This window comes from Inquilinus limosus MP06, from assembly GCF_000767795.1.
Taxonomy (GTDB): domain Bacteria; phylum Pseudomonadota; class Alphaproteobacteria; order DSM-16000; family Inquilinaceae; genus Inquilinus; species Inquilinus limosus_E.
Map to the genome: position 1 here is coordinate 1 of NZ_JANX01000082.1, position 16,133 is coordinate 16,133.

The 16,133-nt window shown below is 69.2% G+C and carries 16 protein-coding genes; 12 read left to right on the top strand and 4 right to left on the bottom strand.

All coding sequences use genetic code 11. The features are described 5' to 3' along the window. Together P409_RS09335 and P409_RS09340 are read right to left on the bottom strand one after the other, a co-directional pair. Positions 1 to 1,079 (bottom strand): glycosyltransferase family 4 protein (locus P409_RS09335; protein ID WP_034834633.1); only part of this gene is annotated, 1,079 nt, incomplete at its 3' end. 6 nt (positions 1,080 to 1,085) lie between these two features. Next, positions 1,086 to 2,288, bottom strand: coding sequence for a glycosyltransferase family protein (locus P409_RS09340; RefSeq protein WP_034834635.1), 1,203 nt, complete (start codon positions 2,286 to 2,288; stop codon positions 1,086 to 1,088). A gap of 192 nt (positions 2,289 to 2,480) precedes the next feature. Between P409_RS09340 and P409_RS09345 the strand changes: the two genes are divergently transcribed. Genes P409_RS09345 through P409_RS09355 form a run of 3 tightly spaced genes read left to right on the top strand, consistent with a single transcriptional unit; the run spans position 2,481 to position 6,118 of the window. Then, complete coding sequence (locus P409_RS09345; protein WP_034834637.1) at positions 2,481 to 5,135, top strand: ABC transporter transmembrane domain-containing protein; 2,655 nt, start codon at positions 2,481 to 2,483, stop codon at positions 5,133 to 5,135. A gap of 30 nt (positions 5,136 to 5,165) precedes the next feature. After that, entirely contained in the window at positions 5,166 to 5,615 is a 450-nt protein-coding gene (locus P409_RS09350) for a cyclic nucleotide-binding domain-containing protein (RefSeq protein ID WP_034834639.1), read from the top strand. Positions 5,616 to 5,623: 8 nt separating this feature from the next. Then, complete coding sequence (locus P409_RS09355; RefSeq protein WP_034834641.1) at positions 5,624 to 6,118, top strand: class I SAM-dependent methyltransferase; 495 nt, start codon at positions 5,624 to 5,626, stop codon at positions 6,116 to 6,118. A gap of 291 nt (positions 6,119 to 6,409) precedes the next feature. Here the strand turns inward: P409_RS09355 and xth are convergent, their stop codons facing one another. Together xth and P409_RS09365 are read right to left on the bottom strand one after the other, a co-directional pair. Beyond that, complete coding sequence (xth, locus tag P409_RS09360; RefSeq protein WP_034834643.1) at positions 6,410 to 7,204, bottom strand: exodeoxyribonuclease III; 795 nt, start codon at positions 7,202 to 7,204, stop codon at positions 6,410 to 6,412. Between the two features lie 57 nt (positions 7,205 to 7,261). Continuing rightward, positions 7,262 to 8,560: an MFS transporter gene (locus P409_RS09365; protein ID WP_052120256.1), complete on the bottom strand. Its 1,299-nt coding sequence runs from the start codon at positions 8,558 to 8,560 to the stop codon at positions 7,262 to 7,264. A 190-nt stretch (positions 8,561 to 8,750) separates the two neighbouring features. On the opposite strand from P409_RS09365, the gene P409_RS40655 reads away from it, so the two are divergent. The 9 genes from P409_RS40655 to P409_RS09410 all read left to right on the top strand — a co-directional run. Further along, a complete protein-coding gene (locus tag P409_RS40655) occupies positions 8,751 to 9,119 on the top strand; it encodes an AtpZ/AtpI family protein (protein ID WP_034834662.1) in 369 nt (122 codons plus the stop codon). A 3-nt stretch (positions 9,120 to 9,122) separates the two neighbouring features. Further along, positions 9,123 to 9,845 carry a F0F1 ATP synthase subunit A gene (locus P409_RS09375; RefSeq protein WP_034834646.1) on the top strand — a complete coding sequence of 241 codons (723 nt, stop codon included), beginning with the start codon at positions 9,123 to 9,125 and terminating at the stop codon, positions 9,843 to 9,845. A 62-nt stretch (positions 9,846 to 9,907) separates the two neighbouring features. Further along, positions 9,908 to 10,135 carry an ATP synthase subunit C family protein gene (locus tag P409_RS09380; protein ID WP_034834648.1) on the top strand — a complete coding sequence of 76 codons (228 nt, stop codon included), beginning with the start codon at positions 9,908 to 9,910 and terminating at the stop codon, positions 10,133 to 10,135. Positions 10,136 to 10,217: 82 nt separating this feature from the next. Continuing rightward, on the top strand, positions 10,218 to 10,709 hold the full coding sequence (locus P409_RS09385; protein WP_034834650.1) for a F0F1 ATP synthase subunit B family protein: 492 nt from the start codon (positions 10,218 to 10,220) through the stop codon (positions 10,707 to 10,709). Beyond that, positions 10,706 to 11,278 (top strand): F0F1 ATP synthase subunit B family protein, encoded by a 573-nt coding sequence (locus tag P409_RS09390; protein WP_052120260.1) that lies wholly within the window; start codon positions 10,706 to 10,708, stop codon positions 11,276 to 11,278. Before P409_RS09385 ends, P409_RS09390 begins: the two co-directional genes overlap by 4 nt. Before the next feature lie 105 nt (positions 11,279 to 11,383). Continuing rightward, entirely contained in the window at positions 11,384 to 13,192 is a 1,809-nt protein-coding gene (gene lepA / locus P409_RS09395; RefSeq protein ID WP_034834652.1) for a translation elongation factor 4, read from the top strand. A 222-nt stretch (positions 13,193 to 13,414) separates the two neighbouring features. Continuing rightward, entirely contained in the window at positions 13,415 to 13,726 is a 312-nt protein-coding gene (locus P409_RS09400) for a hypothetical protein (protein ID WP_034834655.1), read from the top strand. 94 nt (positions 13,727 to 13,820) lie between these two features. Further along, complete coding sequence (locus P409_RS09405) at positions 13,821 to 14,795, top strand: MBL fold metallo-hydrolase (protein ID WP_034834657.1); 975 nt, start codon at positions 13,821 to 13,823, stop codon at positions 14,793 to 14,795. A 166-nt stretch (positions 14,796 to 14,961) separates the two neighbouring features. Then, a partial coding sequence (locus P409_RS09410; RefSeq protein WP_034834668.1) for an MFS transporter occupies positions 14,962 to 16,133 on the top strand: 1,172 nt, incomplete at its 3' end.

The window sequence follows — 16,133 nt, forward strand, 5'->3', positions numbered from 1 at the left end:
ACCAGCACCCCGGTCTCGCCGTCCAGGATCAGCTCCGGGATCGCCGAGACGGAGGTGGCGAGGCAGCACAGCCCGGTCGCCTGCGCCTCCATCAGCACGTTCGGCAGCCCGTCGCGATCGCCATCGGCGGCGATGCGGGCGGTCAGCACGAACAGGTCGGATGAGAGCAGCGCCGCCAGCACCGCATCCTGGGTCAGGGCGCCGCGCCACTCGATCCGGTCGGCCAGGCCCAACCGCTTGGCCTGGGTCCGCAGCTCCGACAAGAGGGCACCGCCGCCGATATGGGTCCAGTGCCAGGCCTGGGCGGGCGGCAGCGCCGCGAAGACGTCCAGCAGCCGGTCGAAGCCCTTCTTCTCCACCGCCCGGCCGACCGAGATCAGCCGCACCGGGTCGTTCGGGTCGCGCCCGTCGCGGCGGGGCCGGGCGATCGGGTCGGGGAAGCGCCCGAAATCCAGCCCGTGATGCACCAGCGACACGCGCGCCGGCTCCGGCGCCAGCTTGGCCAGATAGGCGTGGTTGACCGCGGTGCAGGTGGCGGCCCAGCGCACCTCGGCCAGCTTCTCGCGCAGCTCCCACTCCGGCGTGGTCCAGATGTCCTTGGCGTGGGCCGAGACGCTCCAGGGCAGGCCGCGGATCAGCGCGGCATAGCGGCCGACCGAGGCGGGGGTGTGCAGGTAGTGGACGTAGATCCAGCTCGTCTCCGGCGGCAACTCCTGCGCCAGCACGCAGGCCTGGCCGAAGCGGCGCCAGCGGTTCGGTGTCGGGTCGCGGCGGTAGTCGCGGCGGAAGGCGGCATAGGCGGCGGCATAGCCCGGCTGGCGCCGCGCCCAGTCGCGCGCCGCCGCAACCCGCGGCTGCTCCTGGTACAGGTATTCCGGCAGGTACAGCACCGGCGCGGTGATGCGGCGGTTCAGCTCATGCACCTGGGTGTCGGTCGGATGGCGCAGCGACACGATCAGCTGGCGCTGGCCCAGCTGCTGCAGGCCCAGGATCTCCTGCGCGATGAAGGTCTCCGACAGCCGCGGATAGCCCTTGACCACGATGGCGGTCAGGCCGTCGCTCTGCACTCTCTCGGTCATGCTGTCTCAGGCCGTCGCGCGGATCGTGGAAGGCGGGTCGATGGCGTCCATGGCCAGCCGGTCGACGGCGTCGAGACCGTCCAGCAGGCCGGGCAGGAACCGGGTCGAGGGCAGCGGCTGGTCGGGCAGGGCCCGCAGCGCCCGCACCATCACGGCGGGATCGCCGGGCCCGTCCTGGTCGAGCATGCTGACCAGGCCGAGCTCGGCGGCGCGGGAGGCGCGGATATGCTGCTCCAGCCGCGGCCGCACCCGGGGCACCAGCAGGGCCCGCTTGTCGAAGGACAGGATCTCGCAGAAGGTGTTGTAGCCGCCCATGGCGACGACGCCGGCGGCGCGGATCATCAGATGCTCGATCCGGGCGTCGAAGGTGATGACCTCGACATCGTCCAGCTGCGCCGCGCGGGCCATGAACTCGGCCTGGCGCTCGCGCTGCATGAAAGGGCCCAGCACGATCAGCGCGGCGCAGGGCATCGACCGGTCCAGCTCATAGGCCGACAGCACCCAGTCGACCAGGTCCTCGCCGTCGCCGCCGCCGCCGGGCGTGACCAGGATGTACGGGTCGCGCAGCGGCGCCGCCTCGGCCGGGACATTGGTCGGCGCCCGCCGACGCAGATAGCCGGTATAGGTCATGCGGGCGCGCACCGATTCGGGCAGCTCGATATCCTCCAGCGGGTCGCAGATCTCCGGAAGCCCGTAGATCCACAGCTGGTCGTACAGGCTCTCCAGCGCCGGGACGACGTTCTTGCGCTCCCATTCCGGCGCCAGCAGCGACGGCTCGTCCATCACGTCGCGCAGGCCCAGCACGGTGCGGGTGCCGCGGTCGCGCAGCATCTCCAGCGTCTGCTTGACCTCGCCGCGCAGGCCCAGGGGCTCCTTGTCGACGATGAACAGGTCGGGATCGAAGATCGCCGCCGTGTGCTCGATGATCGAGGCGCGCATCGCCAGCGTCTCCTCGATGTCGATGTGCAGCGACAGCGAGGTGTAGTCGCCGTTGCGCAGCTTGATCACGCCCGGGATGCGGACGAAGTCGACCCGGCTGCGGAAGTCGAAGCTGCCGATGATCGGCGAGCCGGACAGAATCATCACCGACAGGTCGCTGTGTCGCGCCACCAGGGCATGCGCGATGGTGCGGCAGCGGCGCAGATGGCCGAGGCCGAAGCTGTCGTGGCTGTAGATCAGGATGCGGGCCTGAGCGGTACGCTTCGCCATGCAGCCTTGTCACCTGGGAACCGGAACGGGCACGCGGACGGCGCCTGCCGTCCGGCGCGCTTTTAGCACGAAGGCTCCGGACCCGTCACCCGCACCCTTTGCCCGAATGGTGACCGGCGTCACATGCTTTGCGGCATCGAAAGTTCAGGCTATGGTCCGGCCGATGCCCGGCGAGGCTGGACCTGGATCGCGATGGATTCCAATATCTTCAAGTTCATCTTGCGGCACAGCAGCCGCGAGCAGGTCTATATCCTCATCATCACGCTGATTTCGTTTCCTTTTGTCTATTATTCTCTGGATCTGCCGAAGCAGATCGTCAACGGCGCCATCGACGACAAGCATGCGGGCGATTTTCCGAAGGTAGTTTTGGGTTATCACTTCGACAGAATCGAATACCTGCTGCTGCTGTCGTTTCTGTTCCTGGCGCTGGTGTTCATCAACGGCGGCTTCAAGCTCTACATCAACGTCTACAAGGGCAAGCTGGGCGAGCGCATGCTGCGCCGGCTGCGCTACGAGCTGTACTGCCGGATCCTGCGCTTCCCGCTGCCGCATTTCCGCAAGACCTCGCAGGGCGAGATGATCCCGATGATCACCTCGGAGGTCGAGCCGCTGGGCGGCTTCATCGGCGACGCTTTCGTCCAGCCGATCTGGTCGACCGGGACGCTCCTGGTCTACATCTACTTCATCTTCGTCCAGGATCCGATCCTGGGGGCGGCGGCGGTGTCGCTGTACCCGCTGCAGGGCTGGCTGATCCCGCGGCTGCAGAAGCGGGTGAACCAGCTGGGCAAGGAGCGGGTGCGCACCGTGCGCAAGCTGGCCGACCGCATCGGCGAATCCGTGTCCGGCATCACCGACATGCACGCCAACGACGCCACCGCGGTGCACCTGGCGGACTTCTCCGACCGGCTGGGAACGATCTACGACATCCGGTTCGAGATCTACAACCGCAAGTTCTTCATCAAGTTCCTGAACAACTTCATCAACCAGCTGACACCGTTCTTCTTCTATTCGATCGGCGGTTGGCTGGTGATCCGCGGCGATATCCAGCTCGGAGCGCTGGTGGCGGTGCTGGCGGCCTACAAGGACCTGGCCTCGCCGTGGAAGGACCTGCTCGACTATTATCAGAGCCAGGCCGATGTCCGGATCAAGTACGAGCAGGTGGTGGAGCAGTTCCAGCCGCCGGAGCTGCTGCCGGTCGAGCGGATCACCGGCGACGACACGATCGAGGGACCGCTGCCGAAGGAGCTCAGCTTCTCCGCCGTCTCGCTGGTCGACGACAGCGGCATGACCGTGATCGAGGGGCTGACCGCCACTTTCCCGACCGACGGCCTGGTCGCGGTGGTCGGCGCCGGCGTCGGCAAGGACGAGCTGATGCTGATGATGGCGCGGCTGATCTCGCCGACCAGCGGCAAGATCCGGCTCGGCGAGCACGACTACGAGACGCTGGGCGAGTCGGTGATCGGCCGGCGCATCGCCTATGTCGGCGCCCACAGCTACATGTTCACCGGCACGCTGCGCCAGAACCTGTATTACGGCCTGTGCCACCGGCCGCTGCGCGAGGCGCAGTACGAGGACGACGCGGCGAAGCGCCGCCGTGCCCGGCGGGCGGCGGCGTCCCAGGCGGCGGGCAACACCGATTTCGACATCAACGCCGACTGGATCGATTACCAGGCTGCGGGTGTTGATGGGCCGGAGGCGCTGCAGGACAAGGCGCTGGAGATCCTGCAGGCCATCGACATGGAGCAGGACGTCTACCGCATCGGCCTGAACGGCACGATCGACCCCGACAAGGCGCCGGAGATCGCCGACCGGGTGCTGGCCGCGCGCGTCTCGGTGCGCAAGATCCTGGCCGAGAGCGACCTCGGCGACCTGGTGGAGCTGTACGACGCCGACCGCTTCAACAGCTCCGCCTCGGTGGCCGAGAACCTGCTGTTCGGCACGCCGGTCGGCCCGGTCTTCGCCTATGACGCGCTGGCCGAGAACGAGTACGTCCTGTCGGTGCTGCAGCGCACCGGCCTGATGGAGGAGTTCATCCAGGTCGGCGCCCAGATGGCCGAGACCATGGTCGAACTGTTCGCCGACCTGCCGCCCGGCCACGAGTTCTTCGAGCAGTTCAGCTTCATCGGCTCGGAGGACCTGCCGGAGTTCCAGCCGATCGTGATGCGGGCGAAGAAGGAGGGCACGGCGGCGCTGCGCCCGGCCGACCGCACCCGCCTGCTGTCGCTGCCGTTCAAGCTGGTGCCATCCCGGCACCGCCTGGGCGTGTTCGAGGCCGACCTGCAGCAGCGGCTGCTCGAGGCCCGCAAGGTGTTCGCGGCCGAGCTGCCGGCGGATCTGCGGCCCTTCATCGAGTTCTTCGACGCCGGGCGCTTCAACGAGGCCGCATCGCTGCAGGACAACATCCTGTTCGGCAAGATCCGTTACGGCCGGCCGGACGCGGCGGAGCGGGTGCAGACCCTGATCCAGACCGTGGTCGACGAGGTCGAGCTGCGCGACAGCGTCATCGCGGTCGGGCTCGACTTCTCGGTCGGCGTCGCCGGCAGCCGCCTGTCGGCGGTTCAGCGGCAGAAGGTCGGGCTGGGCCGGGCGCTGCTCAAGAACGCCGACCTGCTGCTGCTGAACGAGGCCACCTCGGCCCTCGACGGGGTGGCGCAGAGCCGGGTCCATCGCTCGATCCGCGAGCTGCGCGACGGCCGCGGCTTGATCTGGGGCGTGCATCGGCCCAGCATGGCGCGGGAGTTCGCCGACATCGTCGTGGTGCGGCACGGCCGCATCGTCGAGCGCGGCGACTTCCAGACGCTGAACCGCAACGGCAGCGCGCTGCACGAATTGCTGGAAGCGGAGTAGAATGCAAACAGGGAGTTGGAGGACAGATCGGTGAGCCTTGCGGAAGAAGTCGAATTGCTGAAGCGGATCCCGCTTTTCGCCAATATCGACACGTCGAAGCTGAAGCTTCTCGCCTTCACCAGCGAGCGTGTCCGCTTCCCCGCGGGGCAGGTGCTGTGCCGGCAGGGGGAGATCGGCCGCGCCGCCTTCATCATCATCGACGGTGAGGCCGATGTGGTGCTCGAGACCGATGGCGGACCGCAGACCGTCGCCGGCGTCGGGCGCAACGACTTCGTCGGCGAGATCGCCATCCTCTGCGACGTGCCGCGCACCGCCACGGTGCAGGCGCGCACCGACGTCACCGCCCTCGTCATCGCCAAGGACCAGTTCTTCCGCATGATCACCGAGTTTCCCCAGATGGCGATCGAGATCATGCGCGTCCTGGCGCTGCGCCTCGAACGGACCACCAAGGAAGCGGCCCGCGCCCGGCTGACGGCCTGACCCGGATCGTGAGCCGCCTCGACAGCTTCATCCGCCGGATGCAGGCGCAGCGCGCCTGCCTCGATTGGGCCGCGCGCGAGATCGCCGGCCTGCCCGGCGACGTCATGGAACTCGGCCTCGGCAACGGCCGCACCTACGACCATCTGCGGGAATCCCTGCCGGACCGCGCGATCTGGGTGTTCGATCGCCACATCGCCGCCCATCCCGGATGCATCCCGCCGCGCGACCGCATGGTGCTGGGCGAGGTGCTGGAGACGATGCCGGGCTTCGTCGCGGCGCATCCGCAGGGCATGGCGCTGATCCATGCCGATCTCGGCACCGGCGACGACATCGCCAACCGGTCCCTGGCGGCGGCGCTGGCGCCGCTGCTGGGCCCGGTGCTGGCGCCGGGCGGCGTGGTCGTCGCCAATATCGGCTTCGCCGGCACCGGCTGGGAGGAACTGCCCGAGCCCGACGGCGTCTCGCCCGGGCGGTACTATCTGTACCGAAAGCCCATCGGGTAAGGGCCGCTTTCGGCCACCCATCCAGGTTCGTCATCCCCGCGAAAGCGGGGATCTCGTTGCTATTCCGAGCGAGATCCCGTGTCTGCGCCGCAGCACCGCGTGCCGCAGCGCGCACGGGATGACGGCTCGGGTTTTGAAGGACCGCCCCTCAGAGACCGTTTCGAAATGCGCTGGTGTGAGTCGGCTGGTGGCAGTTTCGAGAACCGGAGCGCAGCGCACGTTTGGTGCGTGAGCACCGGAAGCGCAGAAACCGCCATCAGGCGGCCGCACCAGTAGCATTTCGAAACGGTCTCACACCTCGACGTCGACCACCACGGGCACGTGATCGCTCGGCTTCGGCTCCCAGCCGCGGGCCTCGCGCAGGGTGCGGTGGGCCTTCAGGCCGCCGGCCAAAGGCGGGGTGACCCAGATATGGTCCAGCCGCCGGCCGCGGTTCGACAGCTCCCAGTCGGCGGCGCGGTAGCTCCACCACGTGTACAGCTTCTCCTCCGGCGGCACGAAGGTGCGGGCGCTGTCGACCCAGCCCAGGGTCGACTGCATCGCCCCCAGCTTCTCGACCTCGATCGGGGTGTGGCTGACCACGTCCAAGAGCTGCTTGTGCGACCAGACGTCGTTCTCCAAGGGCGCGATGTTCAGGTCGCCGACCAGGATCATCTTCTGGTCCCGCGTGCGGTTCTGCGGCCACCAGGCCGTCATCTCGTCCAGGAACTGCAGCTTGTGGGCGAACTTCTCGTTCACCGCCGGGTCCGGGATGTCGCCGCCGGCCGGGATGTACAGGTTGTGCACCTCGACCCCGTCCGGCAGGCGGATGGCGATGTGGCGGCAATCCTCCTTGCCGCACCAGTGGCGGATCTCGTGGCTCTCGAAGGGCAGGCGCGAGATCACGGCGACGCCGTTGTAGCCCTTCATCCCGGCGATCGCGATGTGGCGGTAGCCGCGGTCGACGAAGGGCTGGTGCGGGAAGCTGTGGTCCGGGGTCTTGGTCTCCTGCAGGCAGACGATGTCGGGCGCGGCCTCGTCGATCAGGCGCAGCACCAGCTCCTGGCGCAGGCGGACGGAGTTGATGTTCCAGGTGGCGATGCGCATGGGGAGCCCTTCGGGAAACGAGGCCGCGACCCTAGAGCAGTTCCGGCCGGGAGGGAATCACCGGCTCTGCTGCGGCTCCGGCACATCCTCGCAGTCGTCGTAGCCCGGTTCGCACTCCGCCTCGTCCTCGGGCCGGATGCGGGGGTCCAGCTCGGCAGGGGCGGGGCTCGATCCGGCAGCCAGGCCCACGAAATGCTCCGCCTCGCCGGCGGCGACCCGGCCTCGCCGGGCCATGCGCCACAGCACGAAGCCGGCGAAGGCCCCGACCAGCACCGCGACATAGACGAAGAGGGCATCCGGCCCGAACCGTTCCATCGCCACCGTCGCGGCCAAGGGCCCGGCGGAGGAGCCGACCGACCACAGGATCAGCAGCGTGCCGGCCAGCGGCACGTAGTCCTGGGGCTTGGCGTGGTCGTTGGCATGGGCGACCGACAGCGGGTAGATCGCCTCCGCCATGCCGCCCCACAGCGCGAACAGCACGATCAGCAGGGTGAAGCTGCCGGGGCCGGCGGCGATGCTGCCGACCGCGGCGACGATGGTGCACAGCGACGCGCCCAGGATCACCCAGCGCCGGTCGATGCGGTCCGACAGCCAGCCCAGCGGCCATTGGCACAAGAGGCCGCCGATCTGGGTCGCGGCCATCAGCGTCGCGATCTCGGCGGTCGAGAAGCCGCGATGCACGCCCCAGACCGGGGCCACGCCCTGCAGCGTCGCCGCCACCAACCCGACCACGACGCAGCCGATCGCGCCGACCGGCGAGTTGCGGTAGGCCTTGCGCAGGATCGGCCGGATCCGGTGCGGCACGCTGGGGTGGCGCGACCGGGTCAGCGTCACCGGGATCAGCGCCAGGGTGAAGGCGGCCGAGGCCAGGACGAAGGGCAGAACGTCGCCTGTGTCGAGCACGGTCAGCAGTGCCTGGCCGGCGCCCAGCGCCAGCATCACCACGACGACGTAGCTGGTCAGGATACGGCCGCGCAGATGCCGCGGCGTCAGCTCGTTCAGCCAGCTCTCCGCCACCATGAACAGCCCGGCGGAGCAGAAGCCCATGGCCAGGCGCAGCAGGAACCAGCCGGGCAGGCCGACGGTCCAGGGCAGCGCGAGGCCGGCGAGGCAGGAGGCGGCGGCGAAGGCGGAGAAGGCGCGGATATGGCCGACCAGCCGGATCAGCCGGCCGACCACCAGGCAGCCGGCCAGGAAGCCGACGGCGCTGGCGGCGACCACCAGCCCGACCCGGTCGGCCGACAGCCCGGCCTCGGTCAGCCGGATCGGCACCAGCGTGGCGAACACGCCCTGGCCGAGCGAGACGATGGTGATGCCGGCGAGGATCGCCGCGACGGCCAGGAGCGGGCTGAGCATGGCCGAGTCTAGCCCGCCGGAGCGGGCCGCCGCCAGGGTCGCCGGAGGGCCTCGGGAAGCCGGGCGCCATGCCCGGCGCGAATGCCGCGGCGGCGGCCGGTTTTGTCGCCTTGACGGGACCCCGGAGCGTCACTAAGGTGCGCGCCGCTTGAGGTGGGGGTGGCCGCCGCCCGAAAGGGTGTCCGACGAAGTGACCCAGAACGACCAAAACCCGCCGCCGCTTTCGGATTTCGACCGTCGCCTCCAGCAGGCGAAGGCGAAGCTCCCGGGGGCGGGGCGCGAGAAGGGCGGGGATGATGGGCGCGATGTCGGCCGTGCTGGCATGGCCGCCGGCTTTCGTATCGCGGTGGAGCTGCTCGCCGCGATCGTGGTCGGCGCCGGAATCGGCTGGGGTCTCGACCAATGGCTCGGCACACGGCCCTGGTTGTTGATTCTGTTCTTCATCCTGGGTGCGGTGGCCGGCTTGATGAATGTCTACCGGACCGGCGTCGAGCTGGACCGGGCGGCGAAGGCGAAGCGGGCCGCCGACCAGGCGGAGCGCAACCGGGGCGGGAGATAAGGCGTGGCGTCGCCAACCGAGCAATTCCAGATCGAAAAGATCCTGCACGTCGACATCGGCGGCCTGGATCTCTCCTTCACCAACTCGTCGCTCTTCATGGTGATCGCCGCCGGCATCGCCTCCGCGGTGCTGTTCTTCGGCGGCAGCCGCCGAGCCCTGGTGCCGGGCCGGCTGCAATCCTTCGCGGAGATGCTGTACGAGCTCGTCGCCAACATGATCCGCGAGAATGCGGGCAAGGAGGGGATGCGATACTTCCCCTTCATCTTCACGCTCTTCATCTTCATCCTGTTCGGCAACGTGATCGGGATCATTCCCGGCACCTTCACCTTCACCAGCCACATCATCGTCACCTTCGCCCTGGCCTTCGTGGTCTTTCTGGGCGTGACGGTGATCGGCTTCGCGCGGCACGGCGCCGGCTACCTGCGGATGTTCTTCCCGCATGGCGCGCCGCTGTGGACCGCGGTGATCCTGGTGCCGGTCGAGCTGATCTCCTACCTGTCGCGGCCGATCAGCCTCTCCGTCCGTCTCTTCGCCAACATGACGGTCGGCCACGTGCTGCTGAAGGTCATCGGCGGCTTTGTCGTGGCGCTCGGCGTCGCGGGCATCATCCCCTTCGCCTTCCTGATCCCGCTGACGCTGCTCGAGCTCTTCATCGCCGTGCTGCAGGCGTACATCTTCACCATTCTCAGCTGCGTCTACCTGCACGACGCGCTGCACCTTCACTGACGGATCGCAAGCCCGCGACCGTTGCGTTCCACCAACAACCCATCCATCCAAAGGAAAAGACCATGGAACTCGTTGCTGCTGCCAAGTTCATCGGCGCGGGCCTTGCTGCGATCGGCATGATTGGCGCCGGCATCGGCGTGGGCAATGTGTGGGCCAGCTACATCGGCGCGCTCGCCCGCAACCCGGCCGCCAAGGAAGAGATCGGCGCCAGCATCTGGATCGGCTTCGCCGTGACGGAAGCCATCGCGCTGTTCGCGCTGATCGTCGCGCTGATCTCGCTGTTCGCCTGACGGTCTCGCTGCCTAACGTCATGGGCCGGCCGCAGCTCTAGAGCTCTAGCGGCCCCGGGGCCGGCCCGGCAGGGGGAGTCAGATGCCACAGTTCAATCCCGAGTGGTTCGCGTCGCAGATCTTCTGGCTCGCGATCGTCTTCATCGCGCTGTACTGGCTGCTGTCGCGCCGGCTGCTGCCGCGGCTGGCCGAGACGATCGACCAGCGCGCCGCGAAGATCGCCGGCGACCTGGAGCGTGCCGAGGCCGCGCGCGGCGAGACCGAGGCGGTCAGCCAAGCCTATGAGGCGGCGCTGGCCAAGGCCCGCGGCGAGGCCCAGGCGGCCATGGCCGCGGCGAACCAGGAGATCGCGGAGCTGACGGCGCGCCGCCAGGCCGCCTTCGCCGCCGAGCTGGCGACGCGGACCACCGAGGCCGAGGCCCGGATCGGCAAGATCCGCGCCGACCTCAAGGCCGACGCCCGCGACATCGCCACCGAGGTGGCCGGTGTCCTGGCCGCCAAGCTGACCGGTGCCACGCCGGACCAGGCCGCGGTGACCGCGGCGGTCGACGGCGCGCTGGGAGGTGCCCGATGAGCGTTCTCGACACCATCGCCAGCCACCTGTTCATCGGCGCGGCCTATGCGGCCGAAGGCGCCGAGGGCGGGGACCATGGCGGCTCCGAGACGGTCGAGCTGATCCTCGCCGCGGCGCTGCTGGTGCTCCTCATCGTGCTGGCGGTCAAGGCCCGCGCGTCCATCCTCGGCGTGCTGGACAAGCGCACCGAGAAGATCCGCGAGGATCTGGCCGAGGCGGAGCGGCTGCGCAGCGAGGCGGAGGGCCATCTCGCCCAGGCGCAGGCGCGCCAGCGCGAGGCGGCGGCCGAGGCCGCGGCGATCATCGAGCGGGCCAAGCACGATGCCCAGCGCCATCGCGAGAAGGCGGCCGTGGACATCGAGGAGGCCATGAAGCGGCGCGAGGCCATGGCGCTGGAGCGCATCGCCCAGGCCGAGGCCCAGGCGCTGGCCGAGGTGCGGTCGACCGCCGTCAACGTCGCCGTCTCGGCGGCGCGCGACCTGGTCGGCCGGCAGATCGCCGGCGACCCGGCCAAGGGCTCGGCGCTGCTCGACGAGGCGATCGCGGATCTCGGCGGCAAGCTGCACTGATCCCTGCCGCATCCTGACACGGACGGGCCCGGCTTCGACCGGGCCCTTTCGCTTTGGGCCCGCTGCCCTTATGGTCCGGGCCGATCACGTCTCCAGGCGCATCCGATGAGCACTCCCCAGGATCATATCCGCAACTTCTCGATCATCGCCCATATCGACCACGGCAAGTCGACCCTGGCGGACCGGCTGATCGAGCGGTGCGGCGGCATCGAGCAGCGCGAGATGAAGGCGCAGCTGCTGGATTCGATGGATATCGAGCGGGAGCGCGGCATCACCATCAAGGCGCAGACCGTGCGCCTGACCTATGCCGCCCGCGACGGCGAGACCTATCAGCTGAACCTGATGGACACGCCCGGCCATGTCGACTTCGCCTATGAGGTCAGTCGGTCGCTGGCCGCCTGCGAGGGCTCGCTGCTGGTGGTCGACGCCTCGCAGGGCGTCGAGGCGCAGACCCTGGCCAATGTCTACCAGGCGATCGACGCCAATCACGAGGTGGTGCCGGTCCTCAACAAGATCGACCTGCCGGCGGCCGAGCCCGACCGGGTGAAGCAGCAGATCGAGGACGTGATCGGCCTCGACGCGTCGGACGCGGTGCCGATCTCGGCCAAGACCGGCCTCGGCATCGACGACGTGCTGGAGGCGATCGTCCACCGCCTGCCGCCGCCGAAGCAGGCCGACCCGGACGCGCCGCTGAAGGCGCTGCTGATCGACAGCTGGTACGACCCCTATCTCGGCGTCGTCATCCTGGTGCGGGTGGTCGAGGGCACGCTGAAGGTCGGCCAGAAGGTCCGCTTCATGGCCACGGGCGCGGCGCGCGAGCTGGACCGCGTCGGCTACTTCACGCCGAAAGCGGTGCAGGTGCGCGAGCTCGGCCCCGGCGAGGTCGGCTTCGTCACCGCCGGCATCAAGGAGATCGTCGAGACCAAGGTCGGCGACACCATCACCGAGGACCGCCGCCCGGCCGACGCGCCGCTGCCCGGCTTCAAGCCCTCGGTCCCGGTCGTCTGGTGCGGCCTGTTCCCGACCGATTCCGGCGATTTCGAGCGGCTGCGCGATTCCTTGGGCAAGCTCGCCCTCAACGATGCCAGCTTCCATTTCGAGGCCGAGACCTCGGCGGCGCTGGGCTTCGGCTTCCGCTGCGGCTTCCTGGGCCTGCTGCATCTCGAGATCATCCAGGAGCGGCTGGAGCGGGAGTTCGACCTCGACCTGATCACCACCGCGCCGTCGGTGGTGTACAAGCTGCACCTGACCAACGGGTCGGTGATGGACCTGCACAACCCGGCCGACATGCCGGACGTGATGCAGATCGACCGGATCGAGGAGCCCTGGATCAAGGCCACGATCATGCTGCCGGACGAGTATCTCGGCGGCATCCTGCAGCTGTGCACCGAGCGGCGCGGCGAGCAGGTGGAGATGACCTATGTCGGCGGCCGGGCCATGCTGGTCTACCGCCTGCCGCTGAACGAGGTGGTGTTCGACTTCTACGACCGCCTCAAGTCGATCAGCCGCGGCTATGCCAGCTTCGACTACCAGATCGACAGCTATCGCGAGGGCGACCTGGTGAAGCTGTCGATCCTGGTGAACCAGGAGCCGGTGGACGCGTTGGCCATGATCGTCCATCGCAGCCAGGCCGACCGGCGCGGCCGGCATCTGTGCGAGCGGCTGAAGGACCTGATCCCGAAGCAGCTGTTCAAGATCGCCATCCAGGCGGCGATCGGCGGCAAGGTGATCGCCCGCGAATCGATCTCCGCCCTGCGCAAGGACGTGCTGGCCAAATGCTATGGCGGCGACGTCAGCCGCAAGCGCAAGCTGCTGGACAAGCAGAAGGAAGGCAAGAAGCGGATGCGCCAGTTCGGCGAGGTCGAGATCCCGCAGAGTGCCTTCATTGCCGCCCTGAAGATGGGGGATCAGTAGGAGCGGCCCTTTCCTCTTGCCCCAACCTGTCATTGCCGGGCTTGACCCGGCAATCCAGAAGACGTCGACGCTCTCTGGATGCCCGGGTCAAGCCCGGGCATGACAACAAGGGGAACGGCGTATCTTCCCCCGCCGATCTCTGCGACGGAACCGTTCCCCCGCCCCGCTGTTGCATTCAGGCATCCCCGCGATGCGCGCCGCAACTCCCGGGAGGGCCCCGCCATGGCGACCGAGATCGAGCCGGTGATCGTCTATGAGGAGGATGGGCGGCAGAAGCTGTTCAGCCGCGCCGACGAGCTGGTGGACTGGCTCGGGTCGCTGTTCCAGACCGTCTCCGACGACCACAGCGTCGAGCATGAGCGGGCCGGGCTGAAGCGCGAGGAGCTGCTCGGCCGCATCGATGCGCTGCTGAGGGACCTCAAGGGCGACATCGCCGCGGGCAAGCCGCGGATCAGCCTGGCCACCCGCAGCGAGGCCGCCGGCCTGGTCGCCGCCTTCCGCACCGTCCATCCGCCGACCGGCAAGCTGCCGTAGCGGTCGCCGCTCCTGATTCGTTTCCGCTGCGTTCGCGCTGCGTTTCGGTTAGCCTTCCGGGGTCGGTCCATCGCGACTCACCCGGAGACCTGCCATGCCGCTCGACCGCCGCCATTTCCTGGCCTCGGCCGTTGCCGCCGTCCCGGCGCTGCCGCTGCTCGACGCCCTGCCGCGACCCGCCCAGGCCCGGGCTGTGCCCGCCGCCGGGCCCGTGCCCGGCCTCTACCGCTTCAAGGTCGGAACCTTCGAGGTGACCAGCATCAATGACGGGATGCTGACGCTCGCGCTCGAGCAGTTTCCCGCCGCTGACCGTGCCGGGGCCGAGGCGCTGCTGCAGCGCGCCTTCCAGCCGCCCGCGGCGATCCCGACCGCGGTCAACGCCTATCTGGTCAACACCGGCGACCGGCTGGTGCTGATCGACACCGGCACCGCCACGGCGATGGGCCCTGCGCTCGGCAAGGTCGGCGCCAACCTCAAGGCTGCCGGCATCGACCCGGCGGATGTCGACCTGGTGGTGCTGACCCACATGCATCCGGACCATGCCAACGGCCTGGTCGACCCGGCCGGCGCCGCCGTGTTCGGCAAGGCCCATCTGGCGGTGGCCGAGGCGGAATACGCCTTCTGGACCGATGACGGCATCCTGTCCCAGGCCCCGGCCGGGGTGCAGCCCTTCTTCCACATGGCCCGGGCGGCGGTGAAGCCCTATGCCGGGCCGGACCGCGTCACCCGCTTCGGGAAGGAGGCCGAGATCATCCCCGGCATCCGCGTCCTGGCCGCGCCGGGCCACACCCCGGGCCACAGCATGGTCGAGGTCACGTCCGGCACGGACCGGCTGCTGATCTGGGGCGACATCGTCCACGCCGCGTCGCTGCAATTCGCCAGGCCGGACTGGGCGATCAACTTCGACACCGACCAGCAGACGGCGATCGCCAGCCGCAAGCGGGTGCTGGACCAGGTCGCGGCCGACCGCGTCCTGATCGCCGGCGCGCATCTGGCCTTTCCCGGAATCGGCCATGTCGGCCGGGCCGGCGAGGGCTACGAGTTCGTGCCCGCCTTCTGGCAGTCCTGAGGCCCGGAACGGGAGGCCGGATCGGCCGACCGATCGCACCGAGCCCCATTGCATCGTCCCGGCTGATACGCCGTGACGGCATTGGTCGCCGCCGCCCCTGGCCGCGATGATGCGGCCGCCGGAGGGGGCCGCCGCCGATCCGGATAAGGTTGCCGAGATGGATGTGATGAGGACGAAGCCGGCGCGCGCCGCGCCGGTGGTGCACCCGGACGGGCTGCCGGTGCCGCGCCGCTATGGCGCGATGCTGACCATGTCGATCGCCATCGCCATGTCGGTGCTGGACATCGCCATCGCCAACACCGCGCTCCCGACCATCGCCGCCGACCTGCAGGCCAGCCCGGCCGCCTCGGTCTGGGTGGTCAACGCCTACCAGTTGGCGCTGGTGGTCTCGCTGCTGCCGCTGGCGGCGCTGGGCGAGATCATCGGCTACCGCACCATCTATATCGGCGGGCTGGTGCTGTTCACCGTCGCCTCGGTGGTCTGCGCCATGGCCTGGTCGCTGCCCAGCCTGACAGCGGCGCGGGTGCTGCAGGGCTTCGGCGCCAGCGGCATCATGAGCGTGAACGCGGCGCTGATCCGCTTCATCTACCCGAACCGGCTGCTGGGCCGCGGCATCGGCTTCAACACGCTGATCGTCGCCATCTTCTCCGCCCTCGGCCCCACCGTCGCGGCCGGCATCCTCGCCGTCGCCTCCTGGCAGTGGCTGTTCGCGATCAACCTGCCGCTCGGCGTCGTCGCCCTGGCCGTGGCGCTGCCGACCCTGCCGCACACCAACCGGTCGGGCCATCGCTTCGACGCGGTCAGCGCCTTGCTGAACGCTGCCGCCTTCGGCCTGCTGATCATCGCCATCGGCGAGGCGGCGCATGAGGCGTCGCCGCTCGAGGTCGGGCTGGAGCTGGCGGCCGCCCTGGTCTTCGGCGGGCTGCTGCTGCGCCGTCAGGCGGCGCATCCGGCGCCGATGCTGCCGCTCGACCTGTTCCGGCGGCCGATCTTCGCCCTGTCGGCGGTCACCGCCGCCTGCTCCTTCGCCACCCAGGGCCTGGCCTTCGTGGCGCTGCCCTTCTACTTCCAGACCGTGCTGGGCCGCAGCGAGGTCGAGACCGGCCTCTTGATGACGCCCTGGCCGCTGGTGGTGGCGGTGATGGCGCCGATCGCCGGCCGTCTGTCCGACCGCTACGCCGCCGGCATGCTGGGCGGCATCGGCCTGGCCATCCTGTGCGCCGGCATGGTGCTGATGGCGCTGATGCCGGCGCAGCCCAGCGTGTTCGACATCTGCTGGCGCATGGCGCTGTGCGGCTGGGGCTTCGGCTTCTTCCAGGCGCCGAACCAGAAGGCGCT